This window comes from Massilia sp. HP4 (assembly GCF_005222695.1).
Lineage (GTDB): Bacteria > Pseudomonadota > Gammaproteobacteria > Burkholderiales > Burkholderiaceae_D > Telluria.
Map to the genome: position 1 here is coordinate 461,385 of NZ_STGG01000041.1, position 17,776 is coordinate 479,160.

At 68.1% G+C, this 17,776-nt stretch carries 20 protein-coding genes; all 20 read right to left on the reverse strand.

Going from position 1 to position 17,776, the window contains the following annotated elements; all coding sequences use genetic code 11:
• Window positions 1-27: 27 nt before the first annotated feature.
• The 20 genes from E8M83_RS16020 to E8M83_RS16115 all read right to left on the reverse strand — a co-directional run bounded on the left by E8M83_RS16020 (window position 28) and on the right by E8M83_RS16115 (window position 17,636).
• The gene (locus tag E8M83_RS16020; RefSeq protein WP_137174314.1) at window positions 28-1,251 is read right to left on the reverse strand and encodes a beta-ketoacyl-ACP synthase; all 1,224 of its coding nucleotides are present in this window, start codon (window positions 1,249-1,251) and stop codon (window positions 28-30) included.
• Window positions 1,248-1,982, reverse strand: a complete 735-nt coding sequence (gene fabG / locus E8M83_RS16025; protein ID WP_137174315.1) for a 3-oxoacyl-ACP reductase FabG — start codon at window positions 1,980-1,982, stop codon at window positions 1,248-1,250. The genes E8M83_RS16020 and fabG overlap by 4 nt, the downstream gene beginning before the upstream one ends.
• Window positions 1,979-2,437 carry a 3-hydroxylacyl-ACP dehydratase gene (locus E8M83_RS16030; protein ID WP_137174316.1) on the reverse strand — a complete coding sequence of 153 codons (459 nt, stop codon included), beginning with the start codon at window positions 2,435-2,437 and terminating at the stop codon, window positions 1,979-1,981. Before E8M83_RS16030 ends, fabG begins: the two co-directional genes overlap by 4 nt.
• Window positions 2,434-3,627: a beta-ketoacyl-ACP synthase gene (locus E8M83_RS16035; RefSeq protein ID WP_137174317.1), complete on the reverse strand. Its 1,194-nt coding sequence runs from the start codon at window positions 3,625-3,627 to the stop codon at window positions 2,434-2,436. The genes E8M83_RS16030 and E8M83_RS16035 overlap by 4 nt, the downstream gene beginning before the upstream one ends.
• Before the next feature lie 8 nt (window positions 3,628-3,635).
• Window positions 3,636-4,196 (reverse strand): DUF3261 domain-containing protein, encoded by a 561-nt coding sequence (locus E8M83_RS16040; protein ID WP_137174318.1) that lies wholly within the window; start codon window positions 4,194-4,196, stop codon window positions 3,636-3,638.
• On the reverse strand, window positions 4,180-6,558 hold the full coding sequence (locus tag E8M83_RS16045; RefSeq protein WP_137174319.1) for an MMPL family transporter: 2,379 nt from the start codon (window positions 6,556-6,558) through the stop codon (window positions 4,180-4,182). The genes E8M83_RS16040 and E8M83_RS16045 overlap by 17 nt, the downstream gene beginning before the upstream one ends.
• Entirely contained in the window at window positions 6,555-7,157 is a 603-nt protein-coding gene (locus E8M83_RS16050; protein ID WP_137174320.1) for an outer membrane lipoprotein carrier protein LolA, read from the reverse strand. The genes E8M83_RS16045 and E8M83_RS16050 overlap by 4 nt, the downstream gene beginning before the upstream one ends.
• A complete protein-coding gene (locus tag E8M83_RS16055; RefSeq protein ID WP_137174321.1) occupies window positions 7,154-7,588 on the reverse strand; it encodes a thioesterase family protein in 435 nt (144 codons plus the stop codon). Before E8M83_RS16055 ends, E8M83_RS16050 begins: the two co-directional genes overlap by 4 nt.
• Window positions 7,581-9,140 carry a histidine ammonia-lyase gene (gene hutH / locus E8M83_RS16060; protein ID WP_137174322.1) on the reverse strand — a complete coding sequence of 520 codons (1,560 nt, stop codon included), beginning with the start codon at window positions 9,138-9,140 and terminating at the stop codon, window positions 7,581-7,583. Before hutH ends, E8M83_RS16055 begins: the two co-directional genes overlap by 8 nt.
• Window positions 9,127-10,077: an acyltransferase gene (locus tag E8M83_RS16065; protein ID WP_137174323.1), complete on the reverse strand. Its 951-nt coding sequence runs from the start codon at window positions 10,075-10,077 to the stop codon at window positions 9,127-9,129. Before E8M83_RS16065 ends, hutH begins: the two co-directional genes overlap by 14 nt.
• On the reverse strand, window positions 10,065-10,805 hold the full coding sequence (locus tag E8M83_RS16070) for a glycosyltransferase family 2 protein (RefSeq protein ID WP_137174324.1): 741 nt from the start codon (window positions 10,803-10,805) through the stop codon (window positions 10,065-10,067). Before E8M83_RS16070 ends, E8M83_RS16065 begins: the two co-directional genes overlap by 13 nt.
• Before the next feature lie 5 nt (window positions 10,806-10,810).
• The gene (locus E8M83_RS16075) at window positions 10,811-11,887 is read right to left on the reverse strand and encodes a methyltransferase (protein WP_137174325.1); all 1,077 of its coding nucleotides are present in this window, start codon (window positions 11,885-11,887) and stop codon (window positions 10,811-10,813) included.
• Window positions 11,888-11,893: 6 nt separating this feature from the next.
• Window positions 11,894-13,591: an AMP-binding protein gene (locus E8M83_RS16080; protein ID WP_137174326.1), complete on the reverse strand. Its 1,698-nt coding sequence runs from the start codon at window positions 13,589-13,591 to the stop codon at window positions 11,894-11,896.
• Window positions 13,584-14,129, reverse strand: a complete 546-nt coding sequence (locus E8M83_RS16085) for a hypothetical protein (protein WP_137174327.1) — start codon at window positions 14,127-14,129, stop codon at window positions 13,584-13,586. The genes E8M83_RS16080 and E8M83_RS16085 overlap by 8 nt, the downstream gene beginning before the upstream one ends.
• 4 nt (window positions 14,130-14,133) lie before the next feature.
• Window positions 14,134-14,418, reverse strand: coding sequence for an acyl carrier protein (locus tag E8M83_RS16090; RefSeq protein WP_137174384.1), 285 nt, complete (start codon window positions 14,416-14,418; stop codon window positions 14,134-14,136).
• Window positions 14,419-14,445: 27 nt separating this feature from the next.
• Entirely contained in the window at window positions 14,446-14,700 is a 255-nt protein-coding gene (locus E8M83_RS16095) for a phosphopantetheine-binding protein (RefSeq protein WP_137174328.1), read from the reverse strand.
• The gene (locus E8M83_RS16100) at window positions 14,693-15,466 is read right to left on the reverse strand and encodes a 1-acyl-sn-glycerol-3-phosphate acyltransferase (RefSeq protein WP_137174329.1); all 774 of its coding nucleotides are present in this window, start codon (window positions 15,464-15,466) and stop codon (window positions 14,693-14,695) included. The genes E8M83_RS16095 and E8M83_RS16100 overlap by 8 nt, the downstream gene beginning before the upstream one ends.
• Window positions 15,456-16,133 carry a beta-ketoacyl synthase chain length factor gene (locus E8M83_RS16105; protein WP_229491555.1) on the reverse strand — a complete coding sequence of 226 codons (678 nt, stop codon included), beginning with the start codon at window positions 16,131-16,133 and terminating at the stop codon, window positions 15,456-15,458. Before E8M83_RS16105 ends, E8M83_RS16100 begins: the two co-directional genes overlap by 11 nt.
• Window positions 16,134-16,417: 284 nt before the next feature.
• Window positions 16,418-16,837, reverse strand: a complete 420-nt coding sequence (locus E8M83_RS16110) for a thioesterase family protein (protein WP_137174331.1) — start codon at window positions 16,835-16,837, stop codon at window positions 16,418-16,420.
• 22 nt (window positions 16,838-16,859) lie between these two features.
• Window positions 16,860-17,636 (reverse strand): SDR family oxidoreductase, encoded by a 777-nt coding sequence (locus E8M83_RS16115; protein WP_123069242.1) that lies wholly within the window; start codon window positions 17,634-17,636, stop codon window positions 16,860-16,862.
• Window positions 17,637-17,776: the final 140 nt, after the last annotated feature.

Sequence of the window (17,776 nt, forward strand, 5' to 3'; positions counted from 1 at the left end):
CTCCTTTTTCTAATGGATTAATAAACACTACCGTTTGAAAATCAGCGACGTGTTAATGCCGCCGAACGCAAAATTATTGGACATCACATAATCGCAGTCGAGCTTGCGTCCCTCGCCGCGGATGTAGTCGAGTTCACCGCATTCAGGATCGACTTCATCCAGGTTGACCGTCGGAGCGAACCAGCCTTCACGCATCATCTCGATGCTCATCCACGCTTCCAGGGCGCCGCAGGCGCCGAGCGTATGCCCCATATAGCTCTTGAGGGAGCTGATCGGCAGCCGCTTGCCGAACAGCGCCGCCGTGGCCTGGCTTTCGGCCAGGTCGCCATGCGCGGTGGCGGTGCCGTGCGCATTGACGTAGCCGATGGCGTCCGGCGCCAGGCCGGCGTCGCGCAAGCTCAGCTCCATCGCGATCTTCATGGTCGCGGCATTCGGCTGGGTGACGTGGGTGCCATCGCTGTTGGTGCCGAATCCCACCAGCTCGGCGTGGATGGTCGCGCCGCGCGCCATGGCATGCTCGCGCTCTTCCAGGATCAGGCAGCCGGCCCCCTCCCCGATCACCAGGCCGTCGCGCGCGCGGTCGAACGGGCGCGGGCTGGTGTGCGGTGCGTCGTTGCGGGTGCTGGTCGCGAACAGGGTGTCGAACACCGCCGCCTCGGTCGCGTCGAGTTCCTCGGCGCCGCCGGCGATCATGGCCAGCTGGCGCCCGCTCTTGATCGCCTCATAGGCATAGCCGATGCCCTGGCTGCCCGAGGTGCAGGCCGACGAGGTGGTAAACACGCGCCCGGTCACGCCGAAGAACACGCCGATATTCACCGGCGCCGTGTGCGCCATCATCTTGATGTAGGTGGTGGCGTTGATGCCGCGCGTGGTGCGCTCTTCCATCATGCGGCCGAAGTCGCCGATCGCGCTCGGGGTGCCGGCCGAGGATCCGAACGACACACCCATCTGGCCACTGGTGAGCAATGGATGATCGAGCAGGCCGGCGTCCTGCAAGGCCAGTTCGCTGGCGCGCGTGGCCAGCAGCGCCACCCGGCCCATGCTGCGGGTGGCCTTGCGGTCGTAGCGCTTGGACAGTTCGAACGGCGCCGCGGGCGCGCCCAACTGCGTGTTGAGCCCTTCGTAGCCGGCCCAGTCTTCCATGCGCACGATCGCATTCCGGTATTCGCCAAGTCGCGCGCGGATCGTCGGCCAATCGTTGCCGAGCGGGCTGATACCGGCCATGCCGGTGACGACGACGCGGCGGTTCATGCCAGCCCCCCGTTCACCGACAGCACCTGGCGCGTCACATAGCCCGCGTCTTCCGACATCAGATAACTCACCGCCGCCGCCACTTCTTCGGGCCGGCCGACACGGCGCGCAGGCACCAGCTTCAGGGCCTCGTCCAGCGGCACCTCGGCGATCATGTCGGTCTCGATCAGGCCCGGCGCCACGCAATTGACGGTGATCTCGCGCTTGGCCAGTTCCAGCGCCAGCGCCTTGGTGGCGCCGATGATGCCGGCCTTGGCCGCGCTGTAATTGACCTGGCCGCGGTTGCCGACCAGGCCCGAGACCGATGCCATGGTGACGATGCGGCCGGGCTTCCTGCGCTGGACCATCGGCATTACCAGCGGGTTGAGCACATTGAAGAAGCCATCCAGGTTGGTGTCCAGCACCAGGTCCCACTCGTCGCCGCTCATGGCCGGAAACGCGGTGTCGCGCGCCACGCCGGCGTTGGCGACCACGCCGTAGTAGCAGCCATGCCGTTCGATGTCGTCCAGCAGGATCGCGGCCGTCGCCTCGCGCTGGGCGATGTCGAACTGCAGCACGCGTCCGGCGCCACCTTGCGCCACGATCCCGGCCAGCACCGCATCGGCGTCGGCACGCCGGTCGCGGCAATGCACGACCACATCGAAGCCGTCGCGCGCTAAGCGCTGCGCGATTGCCTTGCCGATGCCGCGCGACGAACCCGTCACCAGCACAGTTTTCTTGGTACTGCTCATTCGGAACTCCGTTGCAAAAACTCTTCTACATTATCAGGCTGGAACACGGTAATGGTCGCCGTGGCCAGCTCGCCGCCGCCGGCGCCATCCACGATGCGGCACTCGAAGGCCCCCAGGCCGTTCTCGCCCTGCAGCACGCGCTGCACGTGGATGTGCAGCAGGCTGCCTACCGCGAATGCTGGCACCGTGCAGGCATAGCGCCGCGTGCCCAGCAAGAAGCCGACCCGCACCGGCCGGTCAAGCTGTCGCGCCGCATGCCCGGCATGCGCGGCCACGGCCTGCGCCATGTATTCCACGCCAACCCAGGCGCCGACCGCGCCGTCCACGCAGAACATGCTGTCCGCCGTGATGGCCACTTCGGCGCAGAGGTTGTCGTCGGCGGCGGCCAGCAGCCGGCCGAGCAGCGACATCGCGCCGCTGTGCGGCACCAGTTCGCGGATGTCGGGCGCGGTCATGCCGTCCTCCCGAACACCAGCGCCGCGTTCGATCCGCCGAAGGCGAACGAGTTGCTCAGCGCATAGCGGATCGGGCGACCGAGCCGGGCCCCGATCGCCGCCACGTTCAGGACCGGCAGCGCCGGATCCTGCTCGCCATCCCACAGGTGCGGCGGCAGCCGGCCCTCGGGATTATCGTCCTGCATGGCGAGCCAGCAGAACGCCGCTTCGAGGGCGCCGGCGGCGCCCAGCGTATGGCCGGTCAGGGGCTTGGTCGAACTTACCGTCACCTGCGTCCCGAACAGCGCCTCCACCGCGCGCGACTCCATCGCGTCGTTCTGGACGGTGGCGGTGCCGTGCAGGTTGATGTAGTCGACCTGCGCGGCATCCAGGCCGGCGCGCAGCAAAGCTTCGCGCATCGCGATGCGCGCGCCGCCGCCCTCCGGGTCGGGCGCCGAGATATGGTGGCCATCGGACGATTCGCCCCAGCCGCACAGCGCCACCGGCGCCGGTACATGGCTCATCAGGAACAGCGCCGCCGCTTCGCCCAGGTTGATGCCGTTGCGGCGCGCGCTGAGCGGGTTGCAGCGCGCGCTGCTGACCGACTCCAGCGCCGAGAAACCGGCCACCGTGAAACCGCACAGGGTATCGACGCCGCCGGTGACGACCGCGTCGCACAAGCCCATGCGAATCAGGCGCGCGGCGCTGGCCATGGCCTTGGCGCTCGACGAGCAGGCGCTCGAATGCACGTAGGCGGGGCCGCCCACGCCCAGTTCGAGCGCCAGCGCCTCGGCGCACGAGCCCATTTCCTGCTGGCCGTAATGGAAGCCGGCCGGCAGTTCGCCACTGCCCTGCTCCGGGGCCAGCGCTGCCTCCGCCTCGCCCACTCCAGAGGTGCTGGTGCCGATGACGATGCCGACCCGGGCCGCGCCATGGCGCGCGATGGCCGCGTCGACGGCGGGACGGATCTGCGCCAGCGCGGCCAGCGCCAGCGCGTTATTGCGGCTGCGCAGCCGCAGCGGCAGGTGCGACAGGTCGGGCAGTCCCGCGCCCACCTGGCCCACCGGCAGCATGCGCCCCGGCGAAAATTGATCGGACAGCGTCAGGCCGCTGGCCGCGACATGCAGCAGGCGGCGCGCGACCGTTGCGCGGTCGGCGCCGAGTGCGCACAGGATCGCGCATTCATTGAGATACACAGTCGGTTTGCCCATGGCCTCGTTCATTCGGGAGCCGACACCACGGTCAGCCGGTATTTATAACGCACATTATCCAGCACCGCGGTTCCCGTCCAGCGCGGCATGCCGCTGTAGTCGATGGTCGCGACCAGTTCACCTTCGCGGCGCAGCGTCCGACGCAGCCCCTGGTCCTCGATCGTCCAGCCAGGCGGCAAGGCGCGCGCGATCTCGGCCAGCGGCCACAAGGTCAGTTGCAGGTCTTCCAGCACGTCGGCAGCGCGCACCTGGGACGGCAGCATCGGATGGCGCCATTCGGTCAGCTCCTTGCCGTCGAATTCCAGGCTCAGCACGCGCAGGCCCAGGGCCAGGCCGACCAGGCTCACGCGCTGCGGGTCGACCTCGAGCGCCGCCACCAGGTCGTTGGTGCTGCCGCCACGTTCGACCGTCAATTGCTGCTGCACGCTGATGGTCTCGCCCAGCGCGTCGGGCGCCAGGCGCAGGCCCAGGCGGGCCGGGGCTGGCGGCTGGGTGGCGCAGGCCGCCAGCAGCAAGGCGCACATGCAGGGCGCCAGGCGCGCAGTAAGAGACTCAGTGAGGCGGCGCATGGTTCGCTTCCTTGGTAATCGCAAAACAGGGGGCCAGCAGCCAGACCAGGGCGGCCCCGGCCAGCATGGTCAGGCCAAAGGCCCGCAGCGCCGGGGTGCCGCTCAGGGCCAGCAGGCCGAATGACAGGATGGTGCTGGCGGCCGACAGCCCGACTGCGAGCCAGGGGGCGTCGTCGCCCTCGGTGTCTTCTTGCATGAAGATGCCGTAGTCGACGCCCACGCCGAGCAGCAGCATCAGCGCCAGCACGTGGAACAGCTGCAGGTGCTGGCCGCTGAAGCCGAGCAGCGCCACGGCCAGTACGCTGGCCACGGCAGTCGGCGCCAGGACCCGCCAGGTGCGGCCGCGGTAGCGAGGGAACAGCACCGCGAACACCACCGCGTAGGCGCCCAGCACCACCCAGCCCATGGTGGCGCGGTAGCTGCCCAGCACCGCCGAGATGCCGCCGACCTTGTCGACCCACTGCACGCCATCGAGGCCGTCGGCGGCGATGGCCAGCACCGGCAGCGACGCATACTGCAGGCCGCGCAGGGCCACGATGCTGGCGTGCACCGTGCGGCCGCGGTCGTCGATGCCTCCCAGCCACAGGTGGCGCCACGGCTCGGCCGCGGGTGTGCGCATGAAGTCGTCGACCAGCATCGGCCGCGCCTGCGCGCGCAGGTGGGCTGCGCTGTCCGCGACCCACTGCCGGTCTTCGTCGATCTCGCTTGCCAGCAGCGCCAGCGGCCCGTCCGCGCGCAGCAGCTTGTCCTCTACCAGCGCCAGGCGTTCGGCCTGGGCGCGGGCCGACGGCACCCAGTTCGACAAGGCCTGGTAGCCAGCGATATGGCCTTGCGCGATCAAGGGGTCGAGCCGGCGCTTGAGCGCCTCCTCGCGCTGCAGCACCTGCTCGCCCGAGTCACCCCGCACCAGGAAGTACTGGACCGGGCTCGGCGCGTCGAGCAGTTTGCCCAGCTTGATCTGGTCCTGGATCAGCGCGGGCGGCGACGATTGCAGCGAGCGGATGTCGTCGTTGGTGGTCAGCTGCGACCAGCCGCCGGCGGCGACCACGGCCAGCGCCAGCACCAGGGCAATGGCGGCCGGCGTGCGCGTCAAACGCGGCCAGTTTCTCACCAGGCCGCGATAGCGCTGCGCCAGCCAGCCGGCCTTCAGCGTACTGCTGGAAATCAGCCCAGGGAACCAGCACACCACGGTCAACCACGCAAACACCAGGCCCAGCGCCGAGAACACCGCCATATGGCGCAGGCCCGGGAACGGCGTGAGCGCCAGGCCCAGGTAGCCGATCACCGCCGCCAGCAGGGTCAGGCCCAGGCCGGGCAACAGGCGCCGCAATAGCGCCGGCGAGTCGAGGCCAGGGTCGGCGCGCAGGCGATGGCACAGGAAATAGATGCCGTAGTCCTGGGCCACGCCGATCAGGCTGGCCCCGAACACCAGCGTCAACAGGTGGATTTGCCCGAACAGCAACCAGCACACCGACAGCGCCCCGAGGAAGCCGACGCCGATCGCCAGCAGGGTCAGGCCGATCGGCCTGAGCGAGCGGAAGGTAAGCCAGGTAAGCAGGACGATACCCACCAGCGAACCGACGCCGATGGTGTGGATCTCGCGGCTGGCCTGGCGGCCGGCGGCGGCGGCATGCAGCACCACGCCGGCGGTGATGACCTCGGCGTCGGGCGCTGCTCCTCGCGCGGCGGCCCTGGCCTGTTCCAGCAGCGGCACTACGGCGTCCTGGGCGCCGAGCGAGAACGCCGACTGTTTCAAGGTATAGGTGAGCAGCACGTACTCGCGCCCCTCTCCCCCCTCTTCGGCCACGAACAGGCGGCCATCGCGCGGACGCACCGGCGTTTCGCCGGCGCGCTCCTGGGCCCAGCCCGCGAACAGGCCGAACGGATCGTCGCGGAAAGCCCCCAGCTTCGGTCCCGAGAAAGCGTTGTACAGGCGCGCCAGCGCCGCGTCGGCCCAGAACCGCGCCGGCTCCTCGCGCAGCTGGCGTTGCTGGGCGGCGCCGACCAGCAGCGTGGCATGCGGCTGCAGGCTGGCGAGCCAGCCAGCCTGGGTGTCGTCGCCCATCGCGTCGAACGCGATCAGGCCGGCGTGCGGCGCCAGCACCGCACGATAGGCGTCGGCCGCCTGCCCGGCCGTGCTCCACTCGCTGGCCCCGACCAGCGCCACCACCCGCTGCTGCGCGCTGTCGACCATATGGGTGAACGACTGCTCCAGCACCGGGTCGCGCTTTTCGAGCGGGAGCAAGGCCAGGATGTCGGTATCGGGCGCGATGCGCTGGTCCAGCCACAGCCAGGCGTTATACCCGACCAGGAGGCAGACGACGAAAGCCCAGGCCAGCGCCAGGCGGCGTTGGACGGTCAAAGCTGGGCCGCCTCTTCAGGCAAGACCGCGCCGGGGCCGGTCTTGATATCCGAGAACACGATCTCGGTGCGGTCGCCACTCTCCTCGACCATCTGGATGCTGCGCACATAGGCGCCGCCTTCGAGCGAGATCGCCCCGACCGCGCGCGCCAGCGCCGCACTCTTCGCCTTGAGCGCGACCTTCCAGCGCTCGCCGTCGACGCTGCCGTCGACCTCGAACAGGCTGTCGAGCTGCCCGAGGTCGCCGGCCAGCAGCGAGAACAGCACGCCGTTGATCATGCGCACGGTGGGCTCCTGGCTCGCTTCCAGCCGCATCGCGACGCGGTCGCCCTGCAGGTGGACGATCTCGTCGCGCTTCAGGCGCAGCGTGTTCGGGAACGGCTTGAGGGTGCGCCACAGCACGCCCTTGCCGGCCACCACGCAGAACCTGCCCTGGGAGGCGAGCGGCTTCTTCATGCCGGCCAGGCGCTTGACCTGGTCGAAGCGGCCGCACAGCTGGTCGGGCTTGGCCAGCATGGCCTGGATCTGCGCGACCGGCGCGGCGGCGTGGGCGCTGGCCGCGCCAAACAGGAGGGCGGCGATGGCGAGGATGTGTTTCATGGTGCTGCTACTCCCAACTTCTCGAAAAGGATGGCGGGCGACGCGAAGCACATCTCGCCGCTCTTGATGTCGACCGCGACCTGGGTGGTGGTGGCGCGGTTCAGGCGCTTGCCGCTGGCCGCGTCCTGGACCAGGTAATCGATGCGCAGCCGGTTCTCCCATTCCACGATCTCGGCACGCAGCAGCAGGCGCTGGCCGAACACGGCCGGGCCGGCATAGCGCAGGTTCATCTCGATGATCGGCCACATATAGCCCGAGTCGCGCATCTGCTCGTAGTTGTAGCCGATCTTGTCGAACAGCGCGCAGCGCGCCACCTCGAGATATTTGACGTAGTTGCCGTGCCAGACGATCTGCATCGGATCCAGGTCGAAGAACTGTACCTGCACCTCGACTTCGGCCCACCAGCGCGCCGCCGCCTTCGCCTTACGCATACAGGCTCCAGGCCTGGCCGCGAATGCGCTCCAGCAGCACGTGCAGGTCGGGATCGAGGCGGCGGTCTTCCAGCACCGGCGCCACGTCCTCGCCCAGCAGCTCGAGCATGCGCGCCAGCGGCGCCGGCAAGACACGCGCCGGGTCGAGGCGCTGGCGCAGCCAGGCGCCCTGGCGCACGGTGATCAAGAGCGCCGCCGCGACCTGTTCGGTCAGTTCCAGCACGCGCAGGCAGTCGCGCGCGGCGATCGTGCCCATGCTGACCTTGTCCTGGTTATGGCATTCGGTCGAGCGCGAAAACACCGAGGCCGGCATGGTCAGCTTGAGCGCTTCGGCGGTCCAGGCCGAGGCGCTGATCTGCAAGGCCTTGAGGCCGTGGCTGATGGCGGCGCGCTCGCCCTGCATGCCCGACAGGTTGGCCGGCAGGCCGGCGTTGTAGCGGGCGTCGACCAGCAAGGCCATCTGGCGGTCCAGCAGGTCGGCCAGGTTGGCCACCGCGTTCTTCATGCCGTCCATCGCGAAGGCGATATGGCCGCCGTAGAAGTGGCCGCCATGCAGCACGCGCTCGCCCTCGGCGTCGATGATCGGATTGTCGTTCGCGCTATTGAGCTCGTTCTCGATCGCGCTGCGGAAGAACGGCAAGGCGTCGGCCAGCACCCCGATCACGTGCGGCGCGCAGCGGATCGAATACCGGTCTTGCAGGCGCTTGCCGTTGCGTTCGCGCTGGCCGGCGTACTCCAGGTCCTGGCGCAGCCAGGCCGCCACGCCCTGCATGCCGGCATGCGGCTTGACCGAGAACAGGGTCTCGTCGAAGTGATGGTCGTTGCCGTCCAGCGCGAACGAGGCCATGGCCGTGATGCGCGTCGTCAGGCGCGTCAGGTACTCGGCGCGCTCGAAGGCCAGGCAGGCCAGGCCCGTCATGACGGCGGTGCCGTTCATGATCGCCAGCCCTTCCTTCGGCCGCAGGCGCAGCGGTTCGATCCCGGCGTCGTGCAGCGCCTGCGCGGCCGGAAGCTGGACGCCGTCGCGCAGCACTTCGCGCTCGCCGCACAGCACCGCCGCGAGGTAGGACAGCGGCGTCAGGTCGCCGCTGGCGCCGACCGAGCCTTCGCTCGGGATCAGGGGCAGCAGGCCGGCATCGAACAGGCGCACGACCTGCTCCAGCAGGCCGACGCTCACGCCCGAATAGCCCTTCGACAGCGACGCCAGCCGGGCCGCCATCACGGCGCGGGTCTGCGCCGGCGTGAGAAAACTGCCCAGTCCGCAGCCGTGGTAGGTATACAAATGGTGCGGCAGCTCGGCTACCAGCGACAGCGGCACCGGCACCGTGCACGAGTCGCCATAGCCGGTGGTCACGCCATAGATGGTGCCATCCTCGCGCAGCAGGCGGTCGAGGAAATCGGCGCCACGGGCGATCGCCGCGCGAAATGCCGGATCGTCCGACAAGACAGGCCGCGCCGCGCCGCGCGCGATCGCCGTCACGTCATCCAGCGTCAGGCGCTCGCGATCGAAGCGCACGGTGCGCGCAGGCACGTTGAGGTCATTCAGATGCATCAGGACGTTCCGATCCGGGTTGTTGCCAAAAGTCGTAGAAGTTGAACCACTCGAGGGGGGCGCGCCGCACATGGCGTTCGAGCCGCGCCGCGTAATCGGCGGCCAGCTCGCCCAGCGCCCGTTCGCGCGCCGCGCGCGGCAGGTTCACGCGCTCGCGCAGGCATTCGAAATGCAGCTCGTGGCGCGCGCCCTGGCGCACCGCGAACATGGTGTAGATAGGACAGCCGAGTACCGAGGCCATCACGTAGGGGCCGATCGGGAAAGCCGCTTGCCGGCCCAGGAAAGGCGCCATCGCCACGCGCGGCGCGGCCGACACCGGCACCCGGTCGCCCGCGATCACCACGAACTCGCCGCCTTCGATGCGCTCGGACAGCTGCATCGCCATCGCCGGCGTCATCTCGGTCACCTGCATCAGGTTCAGCTGGCTGCGCGGATCGAGCCTGGCCAGCATGGCGTTGAAGGCCTGGGCATGGCGCGTGTGCACCAGTACCGTCACCTTCAGCCCCGGCGTGCGCAGCGACAGCGCCCGGCACAGGTCGAGGTTGCCCAGGTGGGCGCATACCAGCAGCGCCCCGCGGCGCGTCTCGATCATCTCCAGCAGCGGTTCGGCGCCGTGCAGCGACACCCTGGAAAAGTCGAACAGGCCGCCCCACAGCAGCATCTTGTCGAGGATAGCCTCGGCGAAAGCGCCGAAGTGGCGCAGCACGCCGGCCAAGCCGTGCGGCGCGCCGACCCGCGCCAGGTAGGCGCTGGAGGCGCGGCGCGCGCGGCCCTGGGTCGCGACGTACCACAGCAGCACCGGATACAGCGCCAGCCGGAAAGGCCAGCGCCCGAACACGCGGCAGATCCAGAACAGCAGGCGCATGCCGCCCACGAAGCTGGCTTCGTTGATGGCGGCCCAGTGGCGCGTCTCGGCGGCGTGCTTCAGTTGCGCCATGAGCGAGCCAGCAGGCGAGGAATACGCGGCAGCATGCCGAAGAACAGCGCCACGTGCAGGCGGGTGATCAGGACGTTGTCGGCCCAGGCCTTGAAGTGCGAGACGCCGTCGTCGGGATAGCCGACCCGGGTCGGCAGGTTCACCACCGCCAGGCCGTCCCAGTACAGGCGCACCAGGATTTCGATATCGAAATTCATGCGCAGGCCGAGCCTGCGGCGCGCCGCCAGCGCCGCCACCGGCGCCAGGGGATAGACCCGGAAGCCGCACATCGAATCGCGGATCGCCAGCGACAGCGTGTTGATCCAGACCCAGACATGGGTCAGATAACGCGCGTACAGGCGCAGCGCCGGCACCGATTCGTCGTACACCGGGCAACCCGCGATCACTGCCTGCGGCGCCGCGCGCGCCGCGTCGAGAAAGCGCGGGATGTCGCCGACGCTGTGCTGGCCGTCGGCATCGACCTGCAGCACGTGGCTGTAGCCGTCGCGGCCCGCGCGTGCGAAGCCGGTCAGCACTGCCCCTCCCTTGCCCTGGTTGACGGCATGGCGCTCCAGCACCACCTGGCCCGGATAGTCCGCCACCAGCGCGTCGAGCACGGCGGCGCAGGACGGCGAACTGCCGTCGTCGACCAGGATGCATGGCAGGCCGTGCTGCGCCACCTGCGCCACGACCTTGCCGATCGCGTGCTCGTGGTTGTACACCGGGATGACGACGCAGGGATCGAACATCGGCTTTACTCCGCCCTGGCGAAACGCAGCAGCGTGTGGCAGTAGCCGATGCCGTCGCGCGCCGTCAGGAGGGTCAGGCCGGCCTCGCGCGCCAGCCGGATGTAGTCCTCGCTCTCGTAGACCTTGCTGTTGCCGCTGGCCAGGACATTGAAGTAAGGCGAGGTATTGATCAGGCAGTAGGAGGCGATATCGTAGCGCTGGCGGTCCCAGAAGGTGTCGAGCACCAGCACCTGGCCGCGTGGGCCAAGCGCAGCGGCTACGCGCCGGAAGATGCTGCCGATCGCGCCTTCGGAGAAGCAGCTCAGGAATTGGCTCATCCAGATCAGGTCCATGTCGCCCGGCAGCGCCAACGCGTCGTCCAGCAGGTCGGTCGGATGCAGCGACGCGCGTTCGCGCAGGCCGGCCTCGACCAGCCTGGTGTCGGCCACGGCCAGCTGCCCCGGCAGGTCGACCAGGTGCAGCGCCACCGACTTGTCGTGGGCCAGGGCGGCCAGCGTGAACTTGCCGGTGTTGGCGCCGATGTCCATCAGGCGCCGCGGCGCGGTCGCGAACACATCGGGCATGATCTCGGGGAACGAGGTATCCGAGTAATAGTGGTCGAAGGCTAGCCAGCTGCTGCGCGCCGGTTCCGGCAACTGCGACAGGCCCTGGTACAGGGTCGGCCAATCGCCGAACACCTTCAGGCCCAGCGGCTTCTCGGCATCGAGCGCGTGCTCGAGGTCGAACATCGCCTGGTAGCAGACGTCATGGTTGAAATCGATGTTGACCTGGGTAATCGGGTCGGTCAGCACCACGAAGCCGGCCTTGTCGAGCGCATAGCGGCCGTCGTCGATCAGCACCACGCCGGCCGACAGGCAGGTTTCCAACACTACCTTGAGCACGTACGGCGTCCAGCCGCCGCTCGCCGCCAGCTCCTCGACCGACAGGCCGGTATCGCCGGCGTCGGCGATCGCCTGCAGCATGCCGCGCTTCCATGCATAGCGTACGCACTGGAACACGACCGGGCCATACGCGATCTTTTGCGCTTCGAAGCGGGCGTCGAAGGCGCGCTGGCCCTCTGGCGAGAATTTTTTGTTCAACATGCGGGTTCAGCTTTCCAACAGGATGCGGCCGCTGGCATGGGCGCCGGCGTCCGAGAAATAACGGAAATTCAGGCTGCCCTTGGCCGCGTCGTGCAGCAGCTCGAGCTGCACCGGGTGGCCCGGGCGGATCATCTGCTGGAACTTGAGCGCGTTGATGCCCTTGAAGGCGCCCGCCAGGCCGAGGTAATGGCGTCCGTAATGGATGGCCCAGTCCACCTGCACCACGCCCGGCAGCACCGGCGCCACCGAAAAGTGACCGTCGAAATACAGCAGGTCGGCCGGCACCACGAGTTCGAGCAGCGCCCGGCCCGCTGCCGTGTCGAGCACGCGCAGCGCCGGGAAACGCGGACGTCCAGCGCGCGGCGCTTCCAGCAATGCCAGCAACTGCGACTGCGGCGTCTTGCCCTGGGCATTGACCGGCCAGGCGTCCAGGTAGCGCCAGCGACGCGGCAGCGCCACCGCTTCGACCACCGGCGCCAATGCTGCGCGCAGGCGCGCGTTCAGCGCCGGCTTGCCGCCCTGTTCCAGCAACGCATTCCCCTCTTCGCTCGGCAGCACGAAGGCCGCCAGCGACTGGCGCGCGCCGTCCGGCACGCACAGCACCCGGGCTTCGCGCACCAGACCGGTGTTCGACAAGGCCGCTTCGATGGCATCGAGCGAGACGCGCTTTTCCTCGATCTTCACGATCCGGTCGGCGCGGCCGCGCAATACGAAGCGATCATCGGCTCGCGGTTCGACGCGATCGGCAAGCGCGAGCCAGCCATCCGGGGCGGCAAACGGCGACGCCACTTCGAGCGCGCCCGATCCGTCGAGACGCCAGCGCACGCCGGGCAACGGGGTCCACTCCTCGCCTGCATCACGCCGGCGCCAGGCCACGCCGCCGCTTTCCGAGCTGCCGTAGACTTCGACCGGCGCCTTGCCGAGCAGGTCGGCCGCATGCCTGGACGCGGCCTGCTCGAGCATGCCGCCCGACGAAAACACAGTGCGCAGCATGCGCGCGGCGCCGCTCCAGTCGAGGTGCGCGGGCAAGCGCTTCAGGTGGGCCGGGCTGGCCAGCAAAATGCAGGGACGCGCCGCCAGCGCTGGCGCCAGCGCTTCCGGAAACTCGTGGCGCGCCGCGTGGATCGGACGCCCCGCAGCCAGCGGCCACAGGATACGGAACAGCAAACCGTAGATGTGCTGGTGCGAGACGGTGGCGATCACGTCCGCATCGCCGAGCACCGCGCCGAACTGCGTCTCGAGCGCCGCGACTTCGCTGGTAAGCTGCGACAGCCGTTTGGGGATCGGCGTCGGCACGCCGGTGCTGCCCGAGGTGTACACCACCATGGCTGCGAAGTCGTCGGCCGGCGCGCGCCAAACGCCATCCCACGCCTCGCCCGGCAGCGGCGCGCCTGGTGCATGCTGCGCCGGGAACTCGCCCCAGAAGGCGTCGACCCTGCCGGCAAGCGCCGCGCAACTGGCCGGCAAGGTGTCGGCCACCAGCCAGACCGTCTTGCGGCTCGCCCAGGCGCCAAGCAGGGCGGCGGAAAATTCGAGGCTGTCCTCGATGAACAGCGCCACCTGCGTGGCCGGGCTGCGCCGGCCGCAGGCCGCCCAGGCGCCGGCGCGCGCGAGAAATTCGGCATGGGTGACTGGCGCGCCGTCGCGCCAGCCGGCCACCTCTCCCGCCGGGCGGGTGGCAAGTCGATCGAACAAATCACGCATGGTGCAGGCGCTTGAAGCGCATGCGCAGCAGGTATTCCCCGCCGAACATCGCTCCCATCAGGAGATAGGCGATCACGCCGTTATACAGGGACCAGACGGCCTCGGAGGCGAACAAGGCGGTGCCGAGCGCAATTGCGCCGTTGACGATGAAGAACAGGCACCAGGCCTGGGTCACGCGCCGCGTATAGCGCACCGCGGCCGGCGGCAGCGCCGGCTCGCGCAGGCGCGCCAGCCGTTCGATCATGGACGGTCCCGACACCAGCGTCGCGCCGAATGCGGCCAGCATGGCCGCGTTGACCAGCACCGGATACAGCTTGAGCGGCAGCACCGCGTTCGACGCGATGGCGACGGCCACCAGCAGCAGCGCCCCGGCCGCGCTCCAGCGCGCGGCCTGGTTCAGCCTGAGCGTGGGCAGGCGCGTGGCGACCGTCAGCAACAGCAGCGCCGCCAGCCAGCGCGGCTCGATGCGGTCGTGGCCGAACCAGATCGCCAGCGGATAGACCAGCGTCAGCGCGGCCGCCAGGACATTCCAGATCATGCGTTCAAGCCGCTTGCGCCTGCGCTTCGGCCTGCTGGTCGGACTTCGATTCGCCCAGCGCGACCAGCGCATTGACCACGTCCTCGATGGTGCGGATGGTCTTGAACACCTCGGGCTGCAGGCGCTTGCCGGTCATCTGCTTGAGCTTGACCGCCAGGTCGACCGCGTCGATGCTGTCGATGTCCAGGTCGGCGTACAGGTTCGAGGCTGGCGTGAGCGAAGCGCGTTCCAGTTCGAACATCTCGGCGAGCAGGTCGGCGACCCAGGTGAACAGTTCATCGCGGTTCATGTCTTCAATGCGTACCATGGGGTTCTCCTACTTCTTGCGGTTGGCTTCGATCATCGATGCCAGCGCGCGCACCGAAGCGAAATGACGGCGCGTCTCTTGCGACTCGGCCGACAGGGTGATGCCGTAGCGCTTCTGCAGCGCCACGCCGATTTCCAGCGCATCGATCGAATCGAGGCCCAGGCCTTCGACGAACAGCGGCGCCTCGCTGTCGATATCCTCGGGCGCGATGTCCTCGAGCTGGAGGACGTCGACGATCAGTGCTTTCACTTCCTGTTCAAGCATGTTGCTGGCCTTCTTTCACAAAAAACTGTTGGAGGTATGCGGTGAGGCGGCGTGCCGCCACCACCTCGGGCACATCGTCGTGGCGGAATACCTCCACCGCGATATCGTCCTTGACGTCGATGCGAAACCGGGCCTGGCGCGGCGGCACATGCCACCACTTGTCGCCCTTGCCCAAGGTGGGCGGATCGCACCGGATCACGACCGGCGTCACCGCGCGCATGCCGCGCACCGCGATATTGGCCGCGCCGCGCTTGAGCGTCGCGGCGCCGCCGGGCGGGGTGCGCGTGCCTTCGGGGAACACGATCAGGTTGCCGCCGGCCCGCAGCGAGGCGATGCAATCCTCGACCAGCTCGGGGCCGCGGTCGTTGCAGATGTAGCCGGCGGCGCGGATCGGTCCGCGCATGAACGGGTTGCCCGACAGCGCACTCTTGACGATGCAATCGGCATTGCGCACGAAGGCGATCAGGAACACGGTGTCGATCAGGGTCGGATGGTTGGCCAGGATCAGCTGGCCCTGGCGTTCGAGCTTGTCCAGGCCGCGCACTTCGTAGCGCAGCACGCCCAGCAAGTGCATGACGCCCACGAAAGCCCGGAAACTCAGGCGCACCGCGCTGCGCGCCGCACGCTGGCGCGCAGCGGGAGCGCGCACGCATAGCGACAGCAGCGGAAACACCACGACCCGCAAGACCAATCCACCGATGCCGAACAATGCGAAGCAGAGGCCGGTGGCGAACACGCGCCAGACGCGCCCTGCCCTAGTCAGCATCGCGGCTCCAGGTCCAGCGCTTGCCCAGCGCGTCGCGCACCAGCGCGGCGTCGGCGCCGAGCTGGAAGCGCAATACCTCGAGCCCTCCCGGCATGGGCGCCGGCATGGCGTCAACCCCGGCTTGCCAGGAAAGTCGCATCGGCTGCGCAGCGGCCGGGACCATCGCCCAGGCGAAGGCGAACGGCTGCTCGGCGCAATCCTCGAATGCTTCGTACGGAGCCGGCAGCGGCATGTCGCAGGCCACCAGCAAGACCATCGGCGCGCCGTCGGCAAGCTGGCCGCAGGCTTCGATCACGGCATGTTCGAGCGTCGCGCCGCCTGCGGCCAGGGCCACATGGTTGGCGCGGTCGGCGCGTGCGATCGAGAACAGGCCGGCGCTGGCGTTATGCACGGCCAGGCCGAAGGCGGTCGGGGACAGGGGCTCGCCGCGCGCCAGGTCGCGCAGCAATGCGATCGAACGCTCCACCTCGCCGTGCCGCGAGCAAAAGACAGTCGGCACATCGGCGTCCTGGCCGATGCACTCGTAGGCAACCTCGAGCGCCATACGGCCCAGGAAGCCGGCGCGGCGCCGCAGCATGGCAGGCATTGCCGCCACTTTCGGTTCGGGGCCGGCCATCAATGGCCATGGCTCGCGCGCCCAGTCTGCCCACTGCGTGCGTGTCGCCATGCCTGGAGCCCATGCCGCGTGCCGCGCGATGGAGAAAACGACCTCATTCTCGAACATAAACTGCCAACAGTGGGGAATGGACGCGCGCAACGAAGCGCGCAGAAACTGAGCCCGATTATAATCGTTCAGTTTCTGCGTAGGAACTGTCTGACATGGCTACAAGCTCGTTTTGCAACAGTGTGTACTGTTTTTGTCACGAAATGTAGTTCCGGGAAGAACCTGATTTTGCCATAAGGAACGAGGTGTAAAACTCTCGAAATATCACGCCGCAGGGCGCGACCAGATCAGGCTTCTGGCAATTGGGCCCGCAACACGTCGGGCAAGGGCGCCGACTTGCCCAGCCTGAAATCGACCCACACCACCTTGGCCATGCCCTCGGCGTGCAGATCCCCCGCCTCGCCCAGCCCGTTCACCAGCCGGATCTCGTGCGACACCTCGACGCTCGAGCGTCCCGGCGGCGATACGAAGGTCGTCACCTCGATCTCGCCCGGATAGGTCAACTGCTTGATGAAATTCATCGAGGCATTGACGATCACCGGCCCTTCGCCGCGCGCATCCGGCAGGCCGCCGACCTGCTCCAGCCAGGCGATGCGGGCCGATTCGATGTAACGGAAATAATTCGTATTGTTGACATGCCCCATGGCGTCCATATCGCCCCAGCGGATCGGCATGCGCAGGGTGTGCACCAGCTTCTTGCTACTCATTACTGTCTCTGCTTCCAAATGATTACTGCGCCGTCATCCCGTCATCGGCCGTGATGATGGCGCCATTGATGAAATGGGCTTCTTCCGCCGCCAGCAGCAAGAGCAGCCCATCGAGGTCTTCCGGCTTTCCCGGACGCTTGCGCGGCAGCATCTCGATCAGCTTGCGGCCCGGTTCGGTGTCGAAATAATCCTCGTTCGAATCGGTGGCGATATAGCCGGGGCAAATCGCATTGACGTTGATCCCGTACTTGCCCCACTCCACCGCCATCGCCTTGGTCATCTGCACCACGCCGGCCTTGCTCATGCAATACACGCCGATCTGCGGCAAGACGCGCAAGCCGGCCACCGAGGCGATATTGACGATGCGGTGCTGCTTGCGCGGGTCGCCCTTGGCGCGCGCGATCATGCGCTTGGCGGTCTGCTGGGCCATGAAGAAGGCGCCGCGCAGATTGGTGTCCATGATGTAGCCATAGTCGTCCTCGCCCACGTCCAGCAGGCGCTGGGTGGTCGAGACGCCGGAATTGTTCACCAGGATATCGATCGGCCCGGCCTCGGTCTCGGCATGCGCGATGGCCGCCTTGATGCTGCCCAGGTCGGTGACGTCGAGGCGCACCACATGGGCCGCGCCGCCGTCGGCCTCGATCTCGGCCCGTAATTCCTTGAGCCGCTCGACCCGGCGCGAGGCCAGCACGACCTGGGCCCCGGCCCCGGCCAGCGCTTTCGCGAAACGCGCACCGAGCCCGCTCGACGCACCGGTAACCATCGCAATCTTTCCTTCGAAATTGACTTCAATTCCCACGTCGGCTCCCCAGGTGCTGTCGCGCCAGCTAGTTGCGAAAGCATAATGATCCCACAAATGACGGGTATTAGATTGCCTCATCTAATATTGCCTTTACAATGGCGCGCAAGTTGCATTCGACAGTAAAAACCCGCACACTC

What these genes read in the sequence shown, in the direction of transcription:
- E8M83_RS16020 (WP_137174314.1), bottom strand. Translation starts at nt 1,251, where the DNA reads ATGAACCGCCGCGTCGTCGTCACCGGCATGGCCGGTATCAGCCCGCTC.
- fabG (WP_137174315.1), bottom strand. Translation starts at nt 1,982, where the DNA reads ATGAGCAGTACCAAGAAAACTGTGCTGGTGACGGGTTCGTCGCGCGGC.
- E8M83_RS16030 (WP_137174316.1), bottom strand. Translation starts at nt 2,437, where the DNA reads ATGACCGCGCCCGACATCCGCGAACTGGTGCCGCACAGCGGCGCGATG.
- E8M83_RS16035 (WP_137174317.1), bottom strand. Translation starts at nt 3,627, where the DNA reads ATGGGCAAACCGACTGTGTATCTCAATGAATGCGCGATCCTGTGCGCA.
- E8M83_RS16040 (WP_137174318.1), bottom strand. Translation starts at nt 4,196, where the DNA reads ATGCGCCGCCTCACTGAGTCTCTTACTGCGCGCCTGGCGCCCTGCATG.
- E8M83_RS16050 (WP_137174320.1), bottom strand. Translation starts at nt 7,157, where the DNA reads ATGAAACACATCCTCGCCATCGCCGCCCTCCTGTTTGGCGCGGCCAGC.
- E8M83_RS16055 (WP_137174321.1), bottom strand. Translation starts at nt 7,588, where the DNA reads ATGCGTAAGGCGAAGGCGGCGGCGCGCTGGTGGGCCGAAGTCGAGGTG.
- hutH (WP_137174322.1), bottom strand. Translation starts at nt 9,140, where the DNA reads ATGCATCTGAATGACCTCAACGTGCCTGCGCGCACCGTGCGCTTCGAT.
- E8M83_RS16065 (WP_137174323.1), bottom strand. Translation starts at nt 10,077, where the DNA reads ATGGCGCAACTGAAGCACGCCGCCGAGACGCGCCACTGGGCCGCCATC.
- E8M83_RS16070 (WP_137174324.1), bottom strand. Translation starts at nt 10,805, where the DNA reads ATGTTCGATCCCTGCGTCGTCATCCCGGTGTACAACCACGAGCACGCG.
- E8M83_RS16075 (WP_137174325.1), bottom strand. Translation starts at nt 11,887, where the DNA reads ATGTTGAACAAAAAATTCTCGCCAGAGGGCCAGCGCGCCTTCGACGCC.
- E8M83_RS16080 (WP_137174326.1), bottom strand. Translation starts at nt 13,591, where the DNA reads ATGCGTGATTTGTTCGATCGACTTGCCACCCGCCCGGCGGGAGAGGTG.
- E8M83_RS16085 (WP_137174327.1), bottom strand. Translation starts at nt 14,129, where the DNA reads ATGATCTGGAATGTCCTGGCGGCCGCGCTGACGCTGGTCTATCCGCTG.
- E8M83_RS16090 (WP_137174384.1), bottom strand. Translation starts at nt 14,418, where the DNA reads ATGAACCGCGATGAACTGTTCACCTGGGTCGCCGACCTGCTCGCCGAG.
- E8M83_RS16095 (WP_137174328.1), bottom strand. Translation starts at nt 14,700, where the DNA reads ATGCTTGAACAGGAAGTGAAAGCACTGATCGTCGACGTCCTCCAGCTC.
- E8M83_RS16100 (WP_137174329.1), bottom strand. Translation starts at nt 15,466, where the DNA reads ATGCTGACTAGGGCAGGGCGCGTCTGGCGCGTGTTCGCCACCGGCCTC.
- E8M83_RS16105 (WP_229491555.1), bottom strand. Translation starts at nt 16,133, where the DNA reads ATGGCGACACGCACGCAGTGGGCAGACTGGGCGCGCGAGCCATGGCCA.
- E8M83_RS16110 (WP_137174331.1), bottom strand. Translation starts at nt 16,837, where the DNA reads ATGAGTAGCAAGAAGCTGGTGCACACCCTGCGCATGCCGATCCGCTGG.